The 18,707-nt window shown below is 50.9% G+C and carries 18 protein-coding genes; 5 read left to right on the top strand and 13 right to left on the bottom strand.

Annotation, left to right across the window (positions count from 1 at the left end; translation table 11 throughout):
* Positions 1-57: 57 nt before the first annotated feature.
* The 3 genes from AC286M_RS16385 (at position 58) to AC286M_RS16375 (ending at position 3,289) form a co-directional block, all read left to right on the top strand.
* Positions 58-1,257 carry an IS4 family transposase gene (locus AC286M_RS16385; protein ID WP_488203413.1) on the top strand — a complete coding sequence of 400 codons (1,200 nt, stop codon included), beginning with the start codon at positions 58-60 and terminating at the stop codon, positions 1,255-1,257.
* A 2-nt stretch (positions 1,258-1,259) separates the two neighbouring features.
* A complete protein-coding gene (locus AC286M_RS16380; RefSeq protein WP_488205408.1) occupies positions 1,260-1,841 on the top strand; it encodes a rhomboid family intramembrane serine protease in 582 nt (193 codons plus the stop codon).
* A gap of 116 nt (positions 1,842-1,957) precedes the next feature.
* Positions 1,958-3,289, top strand: coding sequence for a homoserine dehydrogenase (locus AC286M_RS16375; protein ID WP_488205407.1), 1,332 nt, complete (start codon positions 1,958-1,960; stop codon positions 3,287-3,289).
* Between the two features lie 49 nt (positions 3,290-3,338).
* Here the strand turns inward: AC286M_RS16375 and glgX are convergent, their stop codons facing one another.
* Positions 3,339-5,465, bottom strand: coding sequence for a glycogen debranching protein GlgX (glgX, locus tag AC286M_RS16370; RefSeq protein WP_488205406.1), 2,127 nt, complete (start codon positions 5,463-5,465; stop codon positions 3,339-3,341).
* Positions 5,466-5,816: 351 nt separating this feature from the next.
* On the opposite strand from glgX, the gene AC286M_RS16365 reads away from it, so the two are divergent.
* Positions 5,817-6,053 (top strand): hypothetical protein, encoded by a 237-nt coding sequence (locus AC286M_RS16365; protein WP_488205405.1) that lies wholly within the window; start codon positions 5,817-5,819, stop codon positions 6,051-6,053.
* A 144-nt stretch (positions 6,054-6,197) separates the two neighbouring features.
* On the opposite strand, the gene AC286M_RS16360 is transcribed toward AC286M_RS16365, so the two are convergent.
* From AC286M_RS16360 to AC286M_RS16310, 11 genes are all read right to left on the bottom strand, one after another.
* Entirely contained in the window at positions 6,198-6,521 is a 324-nt protein-coding gene (locus AC286M_RS16360; RefSeq protein ID WP_488205404.1) for a hypothetical protein, read from the bottom strand.
* Positions 6,522-6,968: 447 nt separating this feature from the next.
* Positions 6,969-8,516: a DEAD/DEAH box helicase gene (locus tag AC286M_RS16355; RefSeq protein ID WP_488205403.1), complete on the bottom strand. Its 1,548-nt coding sequence runs from the start codon at positions 8,514-8,516 to the stop codon at positions 6,969-6,971.
* Between the two features lie 70 nt (positions 8,517-8,586).
* Complete coding sequence (locus AC286M_RS16350; protein ID WP_488205402.1) at positions 8,587-8,763, bottom strand: hypothetical protein; 177 nt, start codon at positions 8,761-8,763, stop codon at positions 8,587-8,589.
* Positions 8,764-9,123: 360 nt separating this feature from the next.
* A complete protein-coding gene (locus AC286M_RS16345; RefSeq protein WP_488205401.1) occupies positions 9,124-10,629 on the bottom strand; it encodes a 16S rRNA (cytosine(967)-C(5))-methyltransferase in 1,506 nt (501 codons plus the stop codon).
* Positions 10,630-10,708: 79 nt separating this feature from the next.
* Positions 10,709-11,710, bottom strand: a complete 1,002-nt coding sequence (locus tag AC286M_RS16340; protein ID WP_488205400.1) for a peptidoglycan recognition protein family protein — start codon at positions 11,708-11,710, stop codon at positions 10,709-10,711.
* A 123-nt stretch (positions 11,711-11,833) separates the two neighbouring features.
* Positions 11,834-12,298 (bottom strand): T3SS (YopN, CesT) and YbjN peptide-binding chaperone 1, encoded by a 465-nt coding sequence (locus tag AC286M_RS16335; RefSeq protein ID WP_488205399.1) that lies wholly within the window; start codon positions 12,296-12,298, stop codon positions 11,834-11,836.
* Between the two features lie 143 nt (positions 12,299-12,441).
* Positions 12,442-14,457, bottom strand: coding sequence for a serine/threonine-protein kinase (locus AC286M_RS16330; protein ID WP_488205398.1), 2,016 nt, complete (start codon positions 14,455-14,457; stop codon positions 12,442-12,444).
* 63 nt (positions 14,458-14,520) lie between these two features.
* Complete coding sequence (locus AC286M_RS16325) at positions 14,521-15,177, bottom strand: V4R domain-containing protein (protein ID WP_488205397.1); 657 nt, start codon at positions 15,175-15,177, stop codon at positions 14,521-14,523.
* A gap of 99 nt (positions 15,178-15,276) precedes the next feature.
* Positions 15,277-15,738 (bottom strand): bilin-binding protein, encoded by a 462-nt coding sequence (locus AC286M_RS16320; protein WP_488205396.1) that lies wholly within the window; start codon positions 15,736-15,738, stop codon positions 15,277-15,279.
* Positions 15,739-15,853: 115 nt separating this feature from the next.
* Positions 15,854-16,198, bottom strand: a complete 345-nt coding sequence (locus AC286M_RS16315; protein WP_488205395.1) for a hypothetical protein — start codon at positions 16,196-16,198, stop codon at positions 15,854-15,856.
* Positions 16,198-16,881 (bottom strand): V4R domain-containing protein, encoded by a 684-nt coding sequence (locus AC286M_RS16310; RefSeq protein WP_488205394.1) that lies wholly within the window; start codon positions 16,879-16,881, stop codon positions 16,198-16,200. Before AC286M_RS16310 ends, AC286M_RS16315 begins: the two co-directional genes overlap by 1 nt.
* A 296-nt stretch (positions 16,882-17,177) precedes the next feature.
* On the opposite strand from AC286M_RS16310, the gene AC286M_RS16305 reads away from it, so the two are divergent.
* The gene (locus AC286M_RS16305; RefSeq protein ID WP_488205393.1) at positions 17,178-18,050 is read left to right on the top strand and encodes an SDH family Clp fold serine proteinase; all 873 of its coding nucleotides are present in this window, start codon (positions 17,178-17,180) and stop codon (positions 18,048-18,050) included.
* 189 nt (positions 18,051-18,239) lie between these two features.
* Here the strand turns inward: AC286M_RS16305 and AC286M_RS16300 are convergent, their stop codons facing one another.
* On the bottom strand, positions 18,240-18,467 hold the full coding sequence (locus AC286M_RS16300) for a hypothetical protein (RefSeq protein WP_488205392.1): 228 nt from the start codon (positions 18,465-18,467) through the stop codon (positions 18,240-18,242).
* Positions 18,468-18,707 lie beyond the last annotated feature (240 nt).

The raw sequence follows: 18,707 nt of genomic DNA, 5'->3' as shown, positions 1-18,707 counted from the left end.
GAGAGAATAACAGAGGCAAAGAAATAGGGAGCCTTGAGCAGACTCCCCCAACCAAATATGTTTCCTGCATTCTACCAAACCACCCTCCAAGCTCATCTGAGCGACCCGCAGTATTTGACCCTGCAGCTCTTGTTATGTTTGCTACAGGCCCATCGTCAGGTCAAACTGTCAGTTTTAGCCAGTGTCTTTCCTCAACCGATTCAATATGGCAGTCGAAAACGGAACTTACAGCGGTTTTTAGTCTTGCCTCAACTGAGGGTCAAACTGCTGTGGTTTCCGCTGGTGAAATACTGGATTCGGCAAGAGCAAACCGGACGGGGATTGAATCGATCCCAACGCCGCCGCCTCAAACAACTGAAGCATCAAAAGTATGGCTACTGGATTCTGGCGATTGACCGCACTCAGTGGAAAGGGCGAAATATCTTCATGGTCTCTCTGATCTGGGGCACCCATGCCCTGCCCCTGTATTGGGAGGTCTTAAAGCAAAGCGGCAACAGCGACCTTCGGACTCAAAAACGACTGCTAAAAGCCGTTTTCCCCCTGTTGAAATCCTACCCCGTCTTAGTGCTTGGAGACCGAGAGTTCCATAGTCCAAAACTAGCTAAATGGCTAGACTCCAGGGGCATCATGTTTGCCTTGCGGCAGAAGAAAGACCTTCATTTTCAAGTGAGTGTGCAACAGGAGTATACCGTGGTGAAAGACTTGGGCATTCAACCCGGCATGAGACAGTTCTATCGGGGCATCTTGGCCAACAAAGGCGATGGGTTGGGTCCCTTTAATTTGGCGATCTATTGGAAACGAAGCTATCGTAACAAAGGCCCGAAAGACCCCTGGTATATTCTCACCAATCTGCCTAATTTGAAGCAGGCCATTGAGATCTATCGCTGTCGCTGGGGCATTGAGCAGCTCTTCAAGGACTGTAAGACTGGGGGCTACAACTTAGAGGACACCAAGGTCAATGAACCCCGATTTTTAGCCTTGCTCTTACTCATTGCGATCGCGTACAGTTTGGCCACCCTACAGGGGCAATGGATGCGGCAACTCCGCATTGACCACTATGCTGGACGTATTCAAAAACACCAAGATAAAACCTTGCGACACAGTGAGTTCAGCTTGGCTCTCTATGGGCAACGGTGGACGTATGGGATGGAACTGTGGGCCAATCAAGCGTTTCAGTTGATGGCGCTCAAACCCCACAAACGCCTCTATTTTCAGCGGGGTCTCCGTGCCCTATCCTTGATGCAGCAAGCTATCTAGCTATGTTGTCACCCTTTCAGGCTTTGGCCAAGGAAGTGAGACAGCATATCCGCATTCTGGGCGGATTCGTGGTGCTGTTGTGGGCGATTGAGCTGCTTGATCTATATCTGTTAAACGGTTGGCTTGATCAATTTGGTATCTGGCCCCGTCACCTGATTGGGCTGCGAGGCGTCTTGTTTGCCCCGTTTCTGCATCATGGGATTGGCCATTTGCTGGCAAATACCGTACCGCTGTTTACGCTAGGCTGGCTAATTATGCTGCGGGAAACAAGTGATTTCTTCGTAGTGTCAGTGATTACCCTGATTGTCAGCGGTGTGGGCACTTGGTTTTTGGGCAGTCCCAACTCGATCCATGTGGGCGCTAGCGGCCTGATTTTTGGCTATTTCGGGTTTCTGCTATCGAGAGGATACTTTGAGCGCAGCATGAGTTCAATTGCCTTGTCGGTCATCGCGATCCTGTTTTACGGTAGTTTGATTTGGGGTGTTTTGCCAACTGACGATACCGTGTCTTGGCAGGGGCACCTCTTTGGCTTCATCGGTGGCGTGGTCTCTGCTCGCTTACTGTCGTCGGAACGAAATGGCTAAGCAATTGAACGCCTTTTGACCAATAATTTCAACAGCTTCAACGAAATCCACCGTCAATGGTGAAGTCCTACCACTACAATAATTGGGGTGAACATGTAGTGGGAAGGTTAAAACCCTTGGTTGTCAAAATCGGCTTATTGGGACTCGGAACAGTTGGCACAGGCACGGCCAAAATCGTACTCGACACGGCGCAGCGGCATCCGCTGACGAATGAGCTTGAACTCTATAAAGTAGGAGTTCGCAGTTTAGACAAGCCGCGTGAAATTGAGATTCCCACTGAGCGTCTGACGACTGACCTGGACTCGATTGTCACTGATCCGGTAGTGGATATTGTGGTTGAGGTAATTGGTGGCCTGGAACCCGCGCGATCGCTAATCCTAAAAGCCATTGAAAACGGCAAGCATGTTGTAACAGCCAACAAAGCGGTAATTGCCCGCTACGGCGACGAGATTTTCACCGCCGCGACTAAAGCCGGAGTGTATGTCCTGCTGGAAGCCGCTGTGGGCGGCGGCATTCCAGTGGTGGAACCGCTAAAGCAGTCACTCTGCGCCAATCGTCTCCACACCATTACGGGTATTGTCAACGGTACGACCAACTATATTCTGACGCGGATGCAGCAGGAGGGTGGCCAGTTTGAGGATATTCTGGCCGATGCGCAGCGACTGGGCTATGCCGAGGCTGACCCAACGGCAGACGTAGACGGTCTGGATGCCGCTGATAAGATTGCCATTCTCGCTTCGCTGGCCTTTGGTGGACGAATTAAGCTAGACGAGGTGTACTGTGAAGGCATTCGCGGCGTTACAGCCGCCGATATTACCTATGCCGACCGGCTGGGATTTGTGATTAAGCTACTTGCGATCGCAAAACGCGAACTGGGTAGCTCACCGGATGATGAGCAGCTCCAGATACGTGTTCATCCAACGCTGCTGAATAAGTCGCACCCACTAGCCAGCATCAATGATGTCTACAACGCAATTCTGATTGAAGGCGATCCGGTGGGACAAGTCATGTTTTTTGGGCCGGGAGCAGGTTCGGGGCCAACAGCCAGCGCAGTAATGTCCGATGTGCTGAATATTGCGGCCATTCTGATGGTGGAGCGCGGCAGTGATAGCAGCTCCGAGAAATCAGGACAAAAGCCGCTCGATCCGCTACTGGCCTGTTCGCATCAGCACTACTGCACGATTACGCCAATTGAGGATCTAGTCACGCGGTTTTATGTGCGGCTGCTGGCAAAGGATGAACCGGGCGTTATCGGCAAGCTGGGCACGACGTTTGGCAATCACAATGTTAGCTTGGAGTCGGTGGTACAAATTGGCTTCCAGGATGAGCGAGCGGAAATTGTGGTGGTTACGCACAATGTCCGCGAAGGAGATTTCCACACCGCGTTAGGCGAACTACAAAGCTACAGCTCCATCGATAGCGTACCGAGTATCCTGCGAGTGCTGTAGTGATTTGCAGTAGCTGAAATGCCTGGCGGTGCGGAATGACGCGAGGCATTTACAGCCGCTGCGAAATTACGATTGAGCGTGCTGCAACGGGGATCGTTTGATCAGCCGTGAAAATTCGCTCTTCGGTGACAAATCGGGGTTCCTTTGTGTCGATCTGCACTGACCAGTGATACTCGCGGAATATCTTCGGTAAGTGAAACTCAATTGTTTCGTAATGGGCATTGAAAAATATCAGAAAGTCATTGTCGCTAATCCGCTCGCCTTGGCTACCCGGACTGGGAATCTTATCGCCATTCAGAAAAACGCCAATTGACTTGATAAAACCAGCGTCCCATTGCTCGCCAGTCATTTCCGTGCCATCGGGATTGTGCCAGCTAATGTCGGTCACCTCAAAGCCATGAATGGCCCGTCCCTGGAACCACTTGCGCCGCCGAAAGACCGGGTGCTGCTTACGGAAGTAGATCAGCTCGCGGCAGAAATTAATTAGGTCTTCGTTCCCTTCCGGTAACTGCCAGTCAAACCAGGAGATTTCGTTGTCCTGGCAATAAGCATTGTTGTTACCCAACTGAGTGCGGCCAATCTCGTCACCTCCCAACAGCATGGGTACGCCCTGGGACAGCATTAGAGTTGTCAGAAAGTTGCGCCGCTGCTGCTCACGGAGCTGTAGGACTTCCGGATCATCAGTTAAGCCTTCTTCACCACAGTTCCAGGAGCGGTTGTGGCTCTCGCCATCGCGGTTATCTTCACCGTTATCTTCGTTGTGCTTATCGTTGTAGCTGACCAAGTCGTTGAGCGTGAAGCCATCGTGAGCCGTAATGAAATTGATGCTGGCATTCGGCTGTCGGCCATTCATCTGGAAATAGAGATCGGGGCTGCCCGTCAACCGATAAGCAAACTCGCCCAGGGTTTCATCTTGACCACGCCAGAAATCGCGTACCGTGTCACGATATTTGCCGTTCCACTCCGACCAGTTGACTGGAAAGTTACCCACCTGATAGCCGCCGGTGCCCACATCCCAGGGTTCAGCAATCAGCTTCACGCCAGCTAATACGGGGTCCTGGTGAATCAGGTCGAAGAAGGCCGACAGTCGATCCACGTCGTACAGCTCTCGGGCCAGAGCGGAGGCCAGATCAAAGCGGAAGCCATCCACATGCATCTCAGATACCCAGTAGCGCAAGCTATCCATAATCAGCTTGAGTACCTGGGGACTACGCATGTGCAGAGAGTTGCCGCAGCCTGTGAAATCCATGTAGTAGCGAGGATCATCTTCAACCAGGCGATAGTAGCTGGCATTGTCAACACCGCGCAGGGAAAGCGTGGGGCCAAGGTGGTTGCCTTCGCCCGTGTGGTTGTACACCACGTCCAGAATCACCTCAATTCCTGCCTGGTGCAGGGTTTTCACCATTTCTTTGAACTCGCTAACCTGTTCACCCAAGATGCCGTTAGAGCTGTAGCCTGCAAATGGAGCGAAGAAATTAATCGAGTCGTAGCCCCAGTAGTTGCGCATTCCCTTGTCGGCCAAATGTCCGGGGCGAGACAGAAAGTGATGAATCGGCATCAGCTCGACTGCCGTGATCCCCAGCCGTTGCAAGTGCTCAATTGCGACAGGGTGAGCCATACCCGCGTAGGTGCCTCGCAGTTCTTCGGGAATGTCGGGATGCTGCTTAGTAAACCCTTTGACATGCACCTCGTAAATTATGGTTTCATGCCAGGGCGTAAGCAGCGGGGTATCATCTTCCCAGTCAAAGGTTTCATCGACGACGACGGACTTAGGCACGAGGGGAGCGCTGTCCAGTTCTGAGAACGACAGGTCTTCATCTGGGCTTTCCCAGTCATAGCCAAACAGTTCTGGCCCGTTGCCCACTTCACCTGAAATGGCTTTGGCGTAGGGGTCGATTAGCAGTTTGTTGGGATTGAAACGGTGCCCTTCCTGTGGCGCATAGGGGCCATGCACTCGATAGCCATACTCTTGGCCTGGGCTGATACCGGGCAGATAGCCGTGCCAAACAAAATTGCTGACCTCAGTCAGTGGAACGCGAGTCTCTTCGCCATTCTTATCAAACAGGCACAAATCGACCGCAGTTGCATGTTCCGAAAACAAGGCAAAGTTAGTGCCTTTGCGATCCCAAGTTGCTCCCAGAGGATAAACATTACCAGGCCAAATTGCAACATGCATAGGTTTAAACGTCCTTCAAATAAGTCGTAAATAAATCGAGAGTGACGAGAATGATTAGCCGCAACAATTTATTTCAGCCCCTGATTTTGGTTTTTAAACACCTCCTACGATCTCCTAATAGATGCTTGGTGCTGCCTGAGCCAAGATTTTACCTATTAAAATTGCACATTATGGGGCATCTTAAACGGGTTCCGATAGGATTGCCTCTAGCTAACGGTATGACTAAGAGAGGGATTTTCTGCGATCGCAGATGTTGCTCGATAGCCGTTGCCATTTCCGACCTTGTGGAGATTCCCAATCCGTATTGACCTCGTTATCGTGCAGGGGTTAACGCATCACGAGAGCAGTACCATGTCTAAAGAATCTAAACGGCGAGACGTGGCCAATCGTATCCACAGCGCCAACGAAACTGCTGAGCAAGCCCATGTCAGTTCAACTGACAAAGAAGATTTGGCTTCAGCGACCCACAGCACCAATATTCCTGTTGAAGACGAAACCGATCAAAGCGGCGAGGTTCTAGAGGATGTACCACAGCGGTACAGTGAATCCTACGGTACGGGTGTTAAGCAGCCACCTCAGTCGCGCTAAGAAACCATTGCTTTTGAGAACATCCACAAAGCCGACTGGTAAAGCAAAGAGGAGGGTTTACTGCTAGCAACCCTCCTCTTTGCCAACTAAACAACTGATCAACACTCTGTCTAGATCACAGAGATCGACATAGAGTGCCAATTTTTATGCAGCACTTACCCCGACTGCGGCTGGGCCAGGCGTGGATCTAAACAAATCCGACATTTCAATGATGGGGATAGCGGCAACATCTGCGCGCACATCGACCCAAAGTGTATAGTGCGTATCCGAAGCTGTGATCACAACGCTGTTGCCATGCTCACCAAATTGGTAACCCACTGTGTAGGCTTTGGAGCGCTCTGCTTGTTTGAACTGGCAGACTCGTTTGTAAAACTTACGCTGAAATGCGATCGCACAAAAGATTGCGCCGTCCTGATAGTAATTGAATGGTCGAACCTGCTGTTCGCTAATCAGTAGGGGCAACGACATCTTGCTTAAACTCCTCAACAACTAAGGCATACGTCGATCGAATCAACCTTGGCTCTTTATTGTAAACAAATGTTAAGCATGCTGTGTGGGTCTTTTGAAAGATACGACCTGCTCCTACCTATTTCTATGGATAGGTAGATTGATAGGTTTATTTCTATGAATTTTGTGATTTATATAGATTTTCTCGCTTACGGCAACGTATTGCTGTAGGCAATTTGACAGAGCTGTTACTGATTGATCGAAAGTTGCGATCGCAATCTAGCCACAGCACACCTGTTTGCTAATCGATAACCCATCCAAATATAGTGATTCCAGTTAAGAGTGAGATAACGAGAGAGGAGAGTGCCTCAGGCTGAGGCACTCTCCTCTCTCGTTCTTATCTAGAATCGCTATAAATTGAAGAGAGAATTTTACAGGCTGTATAAGCAGCGCATTATAGAGCCCTGATTAGCCAAATTCTTGCTGATATTCATGCATCACCCAGCTAATGGGCCGACCGTAACGATGGGCAAGCTGCGTCAGATATCGTTTATAGGTGGCCTGATCTTGGAGAGTGGGGCTATGACCAAACACCGATCCTCGGCACCATTCCTCCTGGGGCCAGCGTCCCGTCAGCTCATAGAATGCTCGCTTGGCCCAGTTGGGGCCTTGTCCCTGCTCAAAGGTGCGGCGGCGCTGGTGATGGAACAGCGCAATCAGTGCTGCTTCGTCCTGGAGCTGATGCAGTTGTTCACGCGAGAGATTGGTAATGACCTCAATTAGATCATCGGCTTGAATCACTTTTTCACTCAGCCACTGGTGATGACAACTCGGACAGTCGGTGACAAAGGCATAGACCAGACAGCCACAGGCTGGACACTGTTTGGTTGGTGGTGGTTTACCGGGCGACGAATCGGTGCGCGTCGGCAACGTGTAAGCTTCAATATCTTCTGGAAAACCTAGCCGTTGCAGATTGCCCGCCTGATCCAAAATCAGCCCGTAGGCTTTGCCCGTCTGGGGCGAAATTCGCATCACCCGACCAATTTGCTGTTGATGCAGCGCATGGGACTGGGTCGGACGCAGCAGCAAACCAACTTCCACACTAGGTTCATCAAAACCGATGCTAATTACATTACAAGAAGTGAGAACCAATAGCTCTCCCGCGCCCAGCGCATCATAGAGCCGCTTCCGCTCTTTAATTGGCGTTCCCCCTTCCACCGTTGCCGCCGGAATTTCGGCATCCTGAAACGCTGCCGCAACGTGACGCGCATGTTCAATATCGACGCAGAACGCAATCGTGCGCTTCCCCGGACAGAGGCGATGCCATTCATCCACAATTTTCTCAACCAGCTCCGGGCGATCGCAGGCATTCTTCAAATCGCGTTCATGGTAATCACCCGCCACCGTGCGGACACCGCCTAGATTCGCCTGGCCATCAGCGGGCATACTGTAATACCGCATAGGGGCCAGAAAGCCCATTTCCTGAAGCGTTGAGGGCACAGGCGAAGCCACAAATGTTTCAAAATGGTCGCCGAGCTGCTCCTGACCTAAACGATAGGGCGTTGCGGTCAGTGCTAAATGAACCGCATTGGGGTGGGTACGGTAGATAATTTCTTGCCCGACTTGGGAGAAAACGGTGGTGTGGCCTTCATCAAAAAAGACCAGATTAGCAGGCCACTTGCGCCACCAGGAGCGCTTGCCCAGCGTTTGCACACTGGCAATTTGAATCGGTGCGTCTGGATTTTCCGGCCAGCCCGCTTTAATGAAGCCGCACTCTAGCCCAAATGACTGCATCTTGTTGAAGGTCTGTTCAATCAAGATGTCTAAATGAACGATAAATAATAGGCGGCAGCCGTGGGCAACGGCCTGAGCACAGATTTGGCCGCCAATCACGGTTTTACCCGCACCCGTCCCGGCAACAATGGCAATCCGACGATGCCCCTGATTAATCTTGGCGTACAGGTCATTAATCAACTGTCCCTGATATGGACGAAGTTTCGGGGACGGATGAGCCATCGAGAGCGCGACAATCTAGTGAAGAACAATTGTATGGTAAGTCAGAATACTCTGCTTGTACCTAGTGTTGTCAACTGTTCTGGTTTTCTTTTTCTACGATCTGATCGCTAGCGCCGGGTTTGGTGTAATAGCCAATGGCCAAAGTTGCGATCGCAGTGAGTCCCGATGTCAAACTTGCCTTTAATGTGCCCTTATCTTCTGGCGAGATGTTGGCAAGAATAGGTAAATTTAATAGAAACGTGGCCAAGAATAGGCTCGCTATTGAGCCTAGTGCTGCGCCAACTGAGGAAAAAGCTACCTTTCTATTAATTGAGCCGTCAGCCGAAACATAGGATGGCAATCTTGAGGACTTTAGCTGAGTGGATGAAGCTAATTGAGTGGGTAGAGGGGGTGGGGTAATTATCATAGCAATAGTGTTTAAAACTTCAGTAATATAGTGGACTTCAGCAATTCCAACTTGCAGATTTGAATCACTAACCCACAGGTTAAAATTGAGCTGAATTTACACCATAAAATCTGGCTTTAATAACACTTTAAATGAGTAATTTAACCACAGGCATGACCCAACCAGGTGCTTTTATGTTGGTTTTTCCAAATCAACATGAACCTATTGAGAGGTATTACCAACATGCTGCAACTTGACCATAAAGAAGCCATCCATCTGAGCTTGATGGGGCCAGACTTTTAGCCAGCCATCAGACGTTATATAGGGCTGAAACAGAGGATCTTCAGGGGATTCAACACGCCAATCGGAATGTGTGGCGAGAAACTGCTGCACAACCTGCTCATTCTCGGCGTGATGGAGAGTACAGGTCGAATACACCAGGCAGCCTCCAGGCTTAACCCAAGTGGCGGTTGATTCTAAAAGCGCCTGCTGAAGTTTCGCTAAATTCTGAATTGAATCCGGCGTCTGTCGCCAGCGAGCATCGGCATGGCGGTGCAGTGTACCGAGACCGGAACAGGGCGCATCCATCAGTACCCGATCCGCCGTCTGCTTAAAGTCGGGCATATCGCAGCTATCGCCTGCCCGCAGTTGAACAGATTGCAAGCCGATGCGATCGCAGTTTTGCTGCACTTTTTTCAATCGGGAGGAATAGCGATCGCAGGCCCAGATTTTGCCTTGGTCGCCCATCAGCTCGGCCATTTGGGTCGTCTTGCCACCCGGAGCTGCACAGGCATCAATCACTGTTTCATCCGGTTGCGGATCGAGTAAATAAGCAACGAGCTGTGCGCTTTGATCTTGTACAGTCCACCAGCCCTGCTCAAATCCTGGCAGTTTTGCCACATTGCCCGCATGACCGTCCAGGCGCAGGCACCAGGGAATGTGGGTGGGTTGAACAGCAATTCCCGCATCTTCAAAGGCGGTCATCACCTCGGCCATTGTGGTTTTGAGCGGGTTAACGCGCAAATCCAAACTGGGCGTCTGGTTCATATACTGGCAAAGCCGCTCGACTGCGGCCCAGTCCTGCAATTGGTCGTACCAAACTTGCACAATCCAGGTGGGGTAGCTGTGGAGAATGCCAAGCCGTTCAGCGGGGTTGGCAGGGAGGTGGAGGGGGTCAGTGGGCGTTGATGAGGAAGGGGTAATGCTTGATGGAGAGTGGTTGGTGGTCGAGGAATGGTTGATAGTTGATGGGGATGCGGTTTCGGTGGGAGTTGTTGCTTGGGAGGGGGGTGATGGTTGATTTGGTTGGGAATTGGGGTTGGGTACTGGAACGGATTGAGTAAGGCGGTCGTACTGGCGCAGGATGCCATTGACGACGCCGGACAGACGCTTCAGGCGGTTATCCTTGGCCAGTTCAACAGTAGTATCGACGATGGCGCGGGCGGGAATTTGAGTCAGATAGCGGAGCTGATATAAGCCCAGATGCAGAATCAGCCGCAGATCTGGAGGCTGCTGATCTGCGGGTTTGGTTGCAAGCTGATTGATCAATGCATCAAGCGTGCGTTGGCGGCGAACGCTGCCGTAAACCAATTCAGTCGCCAATCTGCGATCGCGGGCTGAAAGCTGGCTACGCTGCAACACCTGATCGAGTGCAATATCGGCATAGGCTTGCTTCTGGTTGATGGCTTTGAGCGCTAAAAAGGCCGCTTGGCGAGGAGAATGGGTCACAAGTTCGAACAGTAAACGAGCAAGAGGAAGTACCGATTTTGGATTGGCGGTTTTGGCTTAGAGATTTGAATTGGCTGCGTTAGGCCGGTCGAGCGTATTGGTGAAGCAGACTGAGAAATAGCTCACCGTTAAAGCTGCGGGGATCAAGGCGGGAACCGGAGCGATCCACATCTCGGTGGGTAGTAATGCGATAATCGGGCACGGTGCTTTGTGCGACTAACCATGCTAAAGAACGATATTGGTTGTCGGTATAGCCGCTATGGGTACGACTGTTGCCTCGGCCATCAGAAGGCGATTCCAGCGAGATGTGATAGGCAAAGTTATTCACCGACCCCGGAAACTCAAGATTCGTTACCACCGTTTCAGATCCATTGGGGCCATCAAAGACCGAATTACCAGCACCAAAGGCTCGCTTCTCTGGCGGCACAATGTAGACAACCGTGCCATCACGACGAATTAGAGTGTGATAGCTGACCTGATCCTCATCGCGAGGATGGGGTGTGCGGAAGGTATTGATCGCGCTATTTGCCGAACCAACGGTCTCATGCAGCACCACGATAAAGTCGTTGTAGACCGGATTGCCATAAGCATCAGTGGCGTAGCGTTCGCCGTAGTTGGTGGGGTCGGCCCAGGCAACTTCTGTGGCAGGAACGTAATCCGGGGTGGATTGGGCAAGTTGGGTTGGGGATGGAACGGGTTGATCGGTGGTAGTTGTATAGTTAGTGGTTGATGGGTTGGTGATACCCTCGTTAGCTGAACGCTGGGTCGCTTTAGATGAATTTGATGACGTGGAGGCAGAGGCGGCTTTAGCTGACTGATCAGCGGTATTGGTTGTCGGCTGAGTTGTTTTAGCCTGTTTATGGAACCGCTGAGTTTGCTCAACTGCTTCTGTCAAAGTTGATGACAAATCCTGCACAAAGGGAGAGACCAGAGACGGTTTAAGTGGGTCAAACTCGTTGGCCGAAGAATAGGCGGAGCGGACAGGATTATTTGACCAGGGCTGGATTGAGACCAGAATAATTGCGATCGCAGTTCCAACAACCAGCACAATACGGCCTAAAGCGCCTCGTAATTTAACCATAGTGACCTAATTTACGCCCTGCCTGCGGGCCAAATAATTTGCAATCAGTTGCTATGATATTCAATTTCTCAGCCGAGTGGTGTAGAACTTGTGACGGAAGCCTAGCCCAATAAACTCGCTCAATTAACTGCCACGATCACTCATGGCCGTCCACCGATCAAGAGCCCGCTGACCACCCCAGCGCACCACGATCTCATCATCATAAGCATCGGCAAACTCAATTACCGACATGACTGAATTTTGCAGCTCCTTCTTGTCGCAGGTGGAACCAACTAAGCTGTGTTCAAACACAATGTCGTTTTCGGAATCCAGCGCAAAGCGGCCAAAATAGATGCCGTCGTTTTCCCGCAGCAAGTAATACGTCAGATCCGGCGTAATATCAATATTTGTTACCACGTAAGCACGGGTGACAATTAGCGATTCCTCATCTCCCCAGGGAATAATTTTGGTTGAGGCCACAGCTGAGCCAAAATTGTTGATAAAAACGGGCTCATCATCCAGAATCAGCAGCGTTTCTCCAAATAGCTCATTCATCCAAGGCACAATTTGCTCATAGCAGACTTGCTGAGCGGCAGTTTCAAACTTCATTTTTCGGCTCCACGAAACAGAGACACACAGCCGAGATGTCTCCAACAGGGATGGCAAAATTGCCAAATATTGCTCTACAATCTCACACTGCCGTAAATTCTGTCATGCATGGGGACTGAACAAACATGATTTTTTATGGAGGGTCAAAAGATTAAGTCAATGTCTAGTTCGCGTAGATCAATGGTGTGGAGCTGTCCCTGTCGTCCATTCCAGGTTGCGATGAGCAGACCGTAGCCGTTGAAAGTTGCGATCGCACTGGGATAAGCGGGACCAGCTAAGCGACCAACGATTTCGGTATCGTGGTTGATTAGCACAATCTCACCGTTTTCTGCGGCTAAGATGTAGCCCCAACTGGTGGCGTGCAGACAAACAGGCACAATGCCTACCCCTATTCGCTGAGCATAAAACGGTTTGAGGTCAATTAACACAATGGCTTGCTGATTCCCCTGCTCAACTGCCAACAGCCGATAAGGGCGAGTCGTCATGATCGCTTGCTCAATCGGCACATTGATCCGAACGGAGCCTAATCGAGTGTCGCGCCGGGTGAAAACCTGGAGCTGAGTATGCGCCGTTAATCTGGAAGCTGAAGCTTTTGACACGGCTTCAGACGGTATAGCTTTTGATGGAGCTGAATCAGTTCGAAATTGCTGCATAACGGCTAGATGACGATCATCCAGCGGCAGTAATTTCGCGCCTGTGAGGGACGAATTGGACAGAGATAATTGGTGCGATCGCAGGTCAGAAACGTTGACCGTTTGTGTAGCCAAATCATACTGCCAGCGGCAGGTCTGCAGCTGTTTAGCTGATTCGGCGGTTAAAGCAGCCAGCCAGTGTCCTGCGGCATGAACAACCACCTGGCTGTTGTACTTAAACTGAATCACCGATGTGGGCTGCAGTGGGACTACCTGTGTCGTTGACGCAGATGACGTAGAGTTAGACGGCCAAGGAAAAAACTCAACCGCATGAGCTTTGATGATAAAACAGCCCTGCGGCACTGGAGCCAGTTCCCGAACTCGTTCAGTCAAGGGAGTGCTAATCGGTTGCTGGCTATAGGGTTCAGCGGCGGTGAGTGCGTCGGAACGGTACTGAATATAGGCACACTCCGATGGGCTCATCTGTACCAGGTGCTGTACAAGACCAGCCACGTCACTCGACGTGTGACGAGCCAACGTGGTCGAGAAACTGGCCATTGCCATCAGCGGCGACGAGAGTGAACAAACAGACTGTGGCCGGACAGCAACCGATTTGCGAGCGGCATTCACCGCAGCTCGAATTTCCCAATCTTCTAAATGGCGGGCATTGGCAAATCGTAGCTGTTGCGATCGCAGCGCTAACTGCTGTTCTGTCTGCTGCAATTGCTGAGGTGTCAGCGACTGGAGCGCCTGCAGCATGTCCGCCGCTGAGCGAAATCGACGGGCAGGCAGCTTTTGCAGGGCCGTCCGCACAATGGTTTGCAACTCAATCGGTATCTCATTTGGCAGAACAACTGGCTGATTGAGATGAGCCGTCATTAACTCTTGCGGCGTACCGCTAAACGGACGGTCGCCCAGAATTAGCTCATAGAGCATGACTCCTACTGCATACAGATCAGACAGCAAGGAATATTGTCCATAAAAGCGCTCAGGAGCCATATAAGCTGGAGACCCCGTATTACTGCCAGCTTGCATCGATTCATTTTGCGTCAGGCGGGCAATGCCAAAGTCAGAGATGTGAGCTTGCCAAGTACCTGGTTTCAGGGTCAGCAGAATGTTTTCAGGCTTAATATCACAGTGGATAATGCCGCGACTGTGGGCATGCTGTAGCCCCGCCAGCACATCGTCGATGAGGCCGATTTTTTGGATCAGCGTTAACGTACCACCCATATTCATCAACTGCCGCAGGGTGCCACCCTCACAGTAGTCCATGACCAAATAGCGTCCCGTCGCCGTATGCTCCAGGGATTGGCAGTTGACGATATTGGGGTGCTGAAGGCTGAGTAAGAATCGTAGTTCCCGCAGAAACTTGTGGGTAGGAAACCGATAGTGGTCTAAATTCTTCAGGGCAACAAACTGCCCAGTTTTACGATGTACCGCACAAAACACTTGGCCAAACTGTCCTTGGCCAATTAGACCCAATATTCGATATTTTGGGGAACGCTTTAAACGAGTCGATACAGCCACAGCGGCTCGCTGCCCTCATTAGGTAATGTTGAGTTGTAAATGTTTGACTGATGCGGCCTTAAGTCAAGCTGTGATTGCCTGCATAATGGCATCGTGAGATTCCCCAGCTAAGACCTTTTGCTCAATGGCTTCCATCCGCTTGGGAATACCCAATACAAATCGGTTGCGATCGCAGCCTTGGGATTCACAACTGGTCTGCACACAGGCCAGATCACGCCCCGTTAGCTGACCAAAGAACGCGCTCAGCACACCAGATTCAAGATAGCCAACGGGTGTATCCCCTTTCAATGCAAACTTAATAAAAGGTGAATTTTGCACCTCAACGACTAGAAAACCCTTGGCCTGATAGGTCTGATCCAGGTCAATTTTGCCCCAGCCGTGGGTTTGCCAGCACTGACGCAGACACTGCAAAAACTCAACCATCGGCATATCCGACAGCGGAGCCCGGTAGTAGTCGCTCACTTCTTCGCAAAAGCGGGCATAAAAATTCTTGCCCCACCAGCGACCACAGTTAACCAGTACCAAACCTCCAGCCTGTCCAGTCTCTTTTTCCAAACCGGCATAAATGGCTTGCAGCATGGTTTCGGGCAGCGCCAGCAGGCGATCGCTCCGCCGATTTTCCAGCAGCCCTAATTCCAGATCACTGTGGACATAGGCATCACTGGCAAAGTAGTTGCCGGGAATCCGATTTTCGGTAAGTAAATTAGCGACAGAAATCATAGGACTTACGTAGAAGGCTCGTTTAGAAGGCTTAGGGGAGGAGAGGATTAGGAAGTAAAAGCGAATGTTATCAATGGAGAATTTTGAGATCCGGGCGGATTAGATAGCTGTTAGTACGGCCTGGGCGGATTGGAGGTGGGGCTTGAGCAAGGCGACTTGATTGGTGGGTAGGGTTTGGACAAGCTTTGCCTCTAGTAGTCGATAAAGCTGCTGATCAATGGCTTGGGTGCTGTAGGCATGGGTGACTTCGGTGAGCCAACCGGAGATGCGATCGCACACGAAATTTTCATCATCCAGCAGCATCGCCATTGCACAGTAGCGCAGCACCAGCAGGGCATTTTTGATGCAGCGCTCTAGCTTTTCGGTCGGTTCTTGAGCGCACTGAGCCTGGAGCTGATCGGCTACGGGCTGCATAATCTGCACTTCTTGATCGCGCAATGTACGATACACCGCCAACCGATCGGAGAGCGAGGTGACATATTGACCGAGGGCAGTCAGTTCTTCCGGTTTAAGATAGCGATCTTCTGCTGCATCAAGCAGGGTTTCAATGTTGGAATTCATGGTTGGTTTCTCAGGGGTTGTAACGGGCGAGATAAGAGGTGGGGGAGTTTGGTATGACTCGTGGCAGTAAGGTTGATGGTGGATAGGGGGTTAGTTGGTAGTGGGTTGGCCTGAATTACCCAAACAAATCGGTGATGTCTTCCAGCGTAATGTCGCTTTCAGCTATGTCATCGTCAGCTTCCAGTGCATCAAACAAGACAGGAGCTGCGATCGCAGGTTTGCCTTCCCAGGGAAATTCATCGAAGAATTGCCGCACGCTCAGCGTTAGGTTGAGGGACGTATCCGATACAGTAGCGTCATCTGAAACCGGAGAAGCGGTAGGTGCGATCGCACGTCCGTCCCAGTTACATTGCTCAAAGAATTGTCGAACGGAAAGCTGGAGCCAAGCGGCGGATTCGCCTGTAGCTCGGTGTCCATTTCGGTGTCCGTTGCCATTATTGGCCGATACAGATGCCATCATTAGCCCAGTCGCTCCCCAGAACGCAGCCGTTTTTCGATATCGCGAGCGGTTGCCCCTTCGTTCATCCAGAAGGAGGCGGCGTCAATCCGGTCTTGGCCACCCAGGAGGAATTTGCAGTAGGTTTCGCCCATGGAGTAGCACTGAATTTCAATGCAGCTCAACTGCTTTTTCACCAGCTCGGTAAAGAAGCCGGCAAACAGTCCGGCATAGAGGAAGCATACGGGTTTACCGACATCGCCCAGGGTGCGCGCAACTGCCGAGTCAAATAAATTGATGAACATGAAGCCCTGCTTGCGGTCTTCTAGATCCACTTCCCAGCGGCCCCAGCCCTGCGATGTGAAAGGCCACCACCAGGTTTCCAGCAAAAACAGCAGGTTAGTTTGCCGAATGTTGCGATCGAACTCTTTTTCAAACCATTTTTCAAAGAAAAAGGCGTCCCGCTGGCCCCATTCTTGACCGATGGTGTACATGATCGCAGCGGACGCATCGCCCACTTCTTCCTCTAGTCCTTCTTGCAGACCGATGATGAAGTCTTCGCTGGTCAAGACGTTTTGGCAGTCGTTCCAGTCTAGAATCACGCCGCGCTCTGGATCGAACTGGAAGAAATCACGAAACCCGTAGTGATTGTGCTTTTTGGGGCGTCGCTTGTGCAGGATGTGCTGATTTTGTGTTGCGGTCACCATAGTTGTTGCGCCGAGTGCAGAGTGTGGTTTTGTGAAATGCCGTCAGATCTTGAAAGATGACTGTTTTCAATGTTCCCAATGAATCACTAATGTCATCGTCTGCGGTAAACAAGTTATCAATCCTTAAACATTTCTGTTGAATGGGCCTGTTGCACGGGAAGAAGTGCGATCGCGCCTCTATTCCAGTTGAGACAAACTGCGATCGCAGTTTGAACCCGAAATCAAGCCACAAGATAGACGCCGAGTTCTCTACAGATAACTAATATCCTGAAGGTATCGCTCAATGATTACGATCTATGGACTTCAACTTTTTCGATTTATTTTGGGTTTTTCTGGTGATTACATCGCTGCAGCCCGTTATTCAGCGTCGCCGGACAGAGCAAAAACGAGTCAGTGCCATTCAATCGTTTGAGCGTACTCGCAATAGCCGAACTATCCTACTGATTCATCGGCAAGAATCTGTCAGCCTGCTCGGCATTCCTCTTTCTCGCTACATTAGCATTGAAGACTCTGAACAAGTGCTGCGAGCAATTCGCCTGACGCCGCCCAATATTCCGATTGATCTAATTTTGCATACTCCTGGTGGATTGGTGCTCGCCACCGAGCAAATTGGCCGCGCCCTGATTCGGCATCAGGCCAAGGTCACCGTGTTTGTGCCCCACTACGCCATGAGCGGCGGCACGATGTTAGCTCTGGCTGCTGATGAAATCGTCATGGATGAGAATGCGGTGCTTGGCCCCGTCGATCCGCAACTGGGCAACCTACCTGCCGCTAGCCTAATTAAAGTGGTTGAAGAAAAACCCATCAGTGAAATTGACGACGAGACGCTGGTGATGGCCGATGTAGCCCGCAAAGCGACAGCTCAGGTGCAGCGATTTGTGCGCGTTTTGCTAGAGGACAGCATTCCTCGCCAGAAAATTGATCCCGCCAATATCGATCACATCATTGAAAAGCTAACGACCGGAGCTGTTACCCACGACTATCCCATCTCTGTTGAGGAGGCAAGAGAGCTGGGATTACCGATTTCAACGGATTTGCCCCGCGAAATCTACGACCTGATGGATCTCTATCCTCAGCCGCAGATGGGCCGTCCCTCGGTACAGTACATCCCTATGCCTTACCGCGAACGGCGCGCGCCTCTGCCGATGCCAGAGGGCGAAAACCGCTAAGATTTCCACGGGGATCATGCTGTTTTCGATGCCTGGTTGACTGACTAGGTGACTGGCAAAACTCTTGAAATCCTTATTCCGTCAAAATTGGGTATAGCCCTGCGAGCATGGCTACGTTAAAGCGCTAGCGTACCGAACAAAATTGCCGCTGGTGTTAGATTCACGTTGTGCAACCAGCCGATTGAGCAGCTAGTCAAACCCTTGCTGATAGCACTTATAGGCAGCATCAGCCATCAGCTTAGATAACTCAGGCTGCTGTTCCCGATTAAATAAATCGGCCAATGCGTTAAACATCTGAAAGCGCGTGATCCCGTCAGCCTCCAAGCGCTGAAAGGCATCCTGAGTTTCCAAAAACGCCTGCTTATCAGAGACTTGCAGTTTCTTTACCGAGTCTGAAGTAGAGTCAGATTGAGTCATACCGTTTGCAATGTGAATCTACAAATAAGTTTGCGACTTAGGTTCGCCAACGGCTTTACCGTAGCGCTGTTGGCAGACTCTTGCACCTCACTCCGGCGGCAGAATTTGGCTAAACAGATGTGAAATCTAAAGAAAATATTGAGTAAATGGTGACGAAAATATGCGATCGCACATTGCCCTTACATTGCTCTAAGGCCATTACCTAGGACTCATCCTAAATCCGGTTCCCTGATGTATACC

It is taken from the genome of Thainema salinarum CENA647, from assembly GCF_057732415.1.
The sequence above is the reverse complement of the archived record's forward strand: the minus strand, read 5'-3'. Positions and strand labels throughout refer to the sequence as shown.

What these genes read in the sequence shown, in the direction of transcription:
- AC286M_RS16360 (WP_488205404.1), bottom strand. Translation starts at nt 6,521, where the DNA reads ATGTCGTTGCCCCTACTGATTAGCGAACAGCAGGTTCGACCATTCAAT.
- AC286M_RS16340 (WP_488205400.1), bottom strand. Translation starts at nt 11,710, where the DNA reads ATGGTTAAATTACGAGGCGCTTTAGGCCGTATTGTGCTGGTTGTTGGA.
- AC286M_RS16365 (WP_488205405.1), top strand. Translation starts at nt 5,817, where the DNA reads ATGTCTAAAGAATCTAAACGGCGAGACGTGGCCAATCGTATCCACAGC.
- AC286M_RS16325 (WP_488205397.1), bottom strand. Translation starts at nt 15,177, where the DNA reads ATGATTTCTGTCGCTAATTTACTTACCGAAAATCGGATTCCCGGCAAC.
- AC286M_RS16315 (WP_488205395.1), bottom strand. Translation starts at nt 16,198, where the DNA reads ATGATGGCATCTGTATCGGCCAATAATGGCAACGGACACCGAAATGGA.
- AC286M_RS16380 (WP_488205408.1), top strand. Translation starts at nt 1,260, where the DNA reads ATGTTGTCACCCTTTCAGGCTTTGGCCAAGGAAGTGAGACAGCATATC.
- AC286M_RS16305 (WP_488205393.1), top strand. Translation starts at nt 17,178, where the DNA reads ATGGACTTCAACTTTTTCGATTTATTTTGGGTTTTTCTGGTGATTACA.
- AC286M_RS16355 (WP_488205403.1), bottom strand. Translation starts at nt 8,516, where the DNA reads ATGGCTCATCCGTCCCCGAAACTTCGTCCATATCAGGGACAGTTGATT.
- AC286M_RS16320 (WP_488205396.1), bottom strand. Translation starts at nt 15,738, where the DNA reads ATGAATTCCAACATTGAAACCCTGCTTGATGCAGCAGAAGATCGCTAT.
- AC286M_RS16335 (WP_488205399.1), bottom strand. Translation starts at nt 12,298, where the DNA reads ATGAAGTTTGAAACTGCCGCTCAGCAAGTCTGCTATGAGCAAATTGTG.
- AC286M_RS16385 (WP_488203413.1), top strand. Translation starts at nt 58, where the DNA reads ATGTTTCCTGCATTCTACCAAACCACCCTCCAAGCTCATCTGAGCGAC.
- AC286M_RS16310 (WP_488205394.1), bottom strand. Translation starts at nt 16,881, where the DNA reads ATGGTGACCGCAACACAAAATCAGCACATCCTGCACAAGCGACGCCCC.
- AC286M_RS16300 (WP_488205392.1), bottom strand. Translation starts at nt 18,467, where the DNA reads ATGACTCAATCTGACTCTACTTCAGACTCGGTAAAGAAACTGCAAGTC.
- glgX (WP_488205406.1), bottom strand. Translation starts at nt 5,465, where the DNA reads ATGCATGTTGCAATTTGGCCTGGTAATGTTTATCCTCTGGGAGCAACT.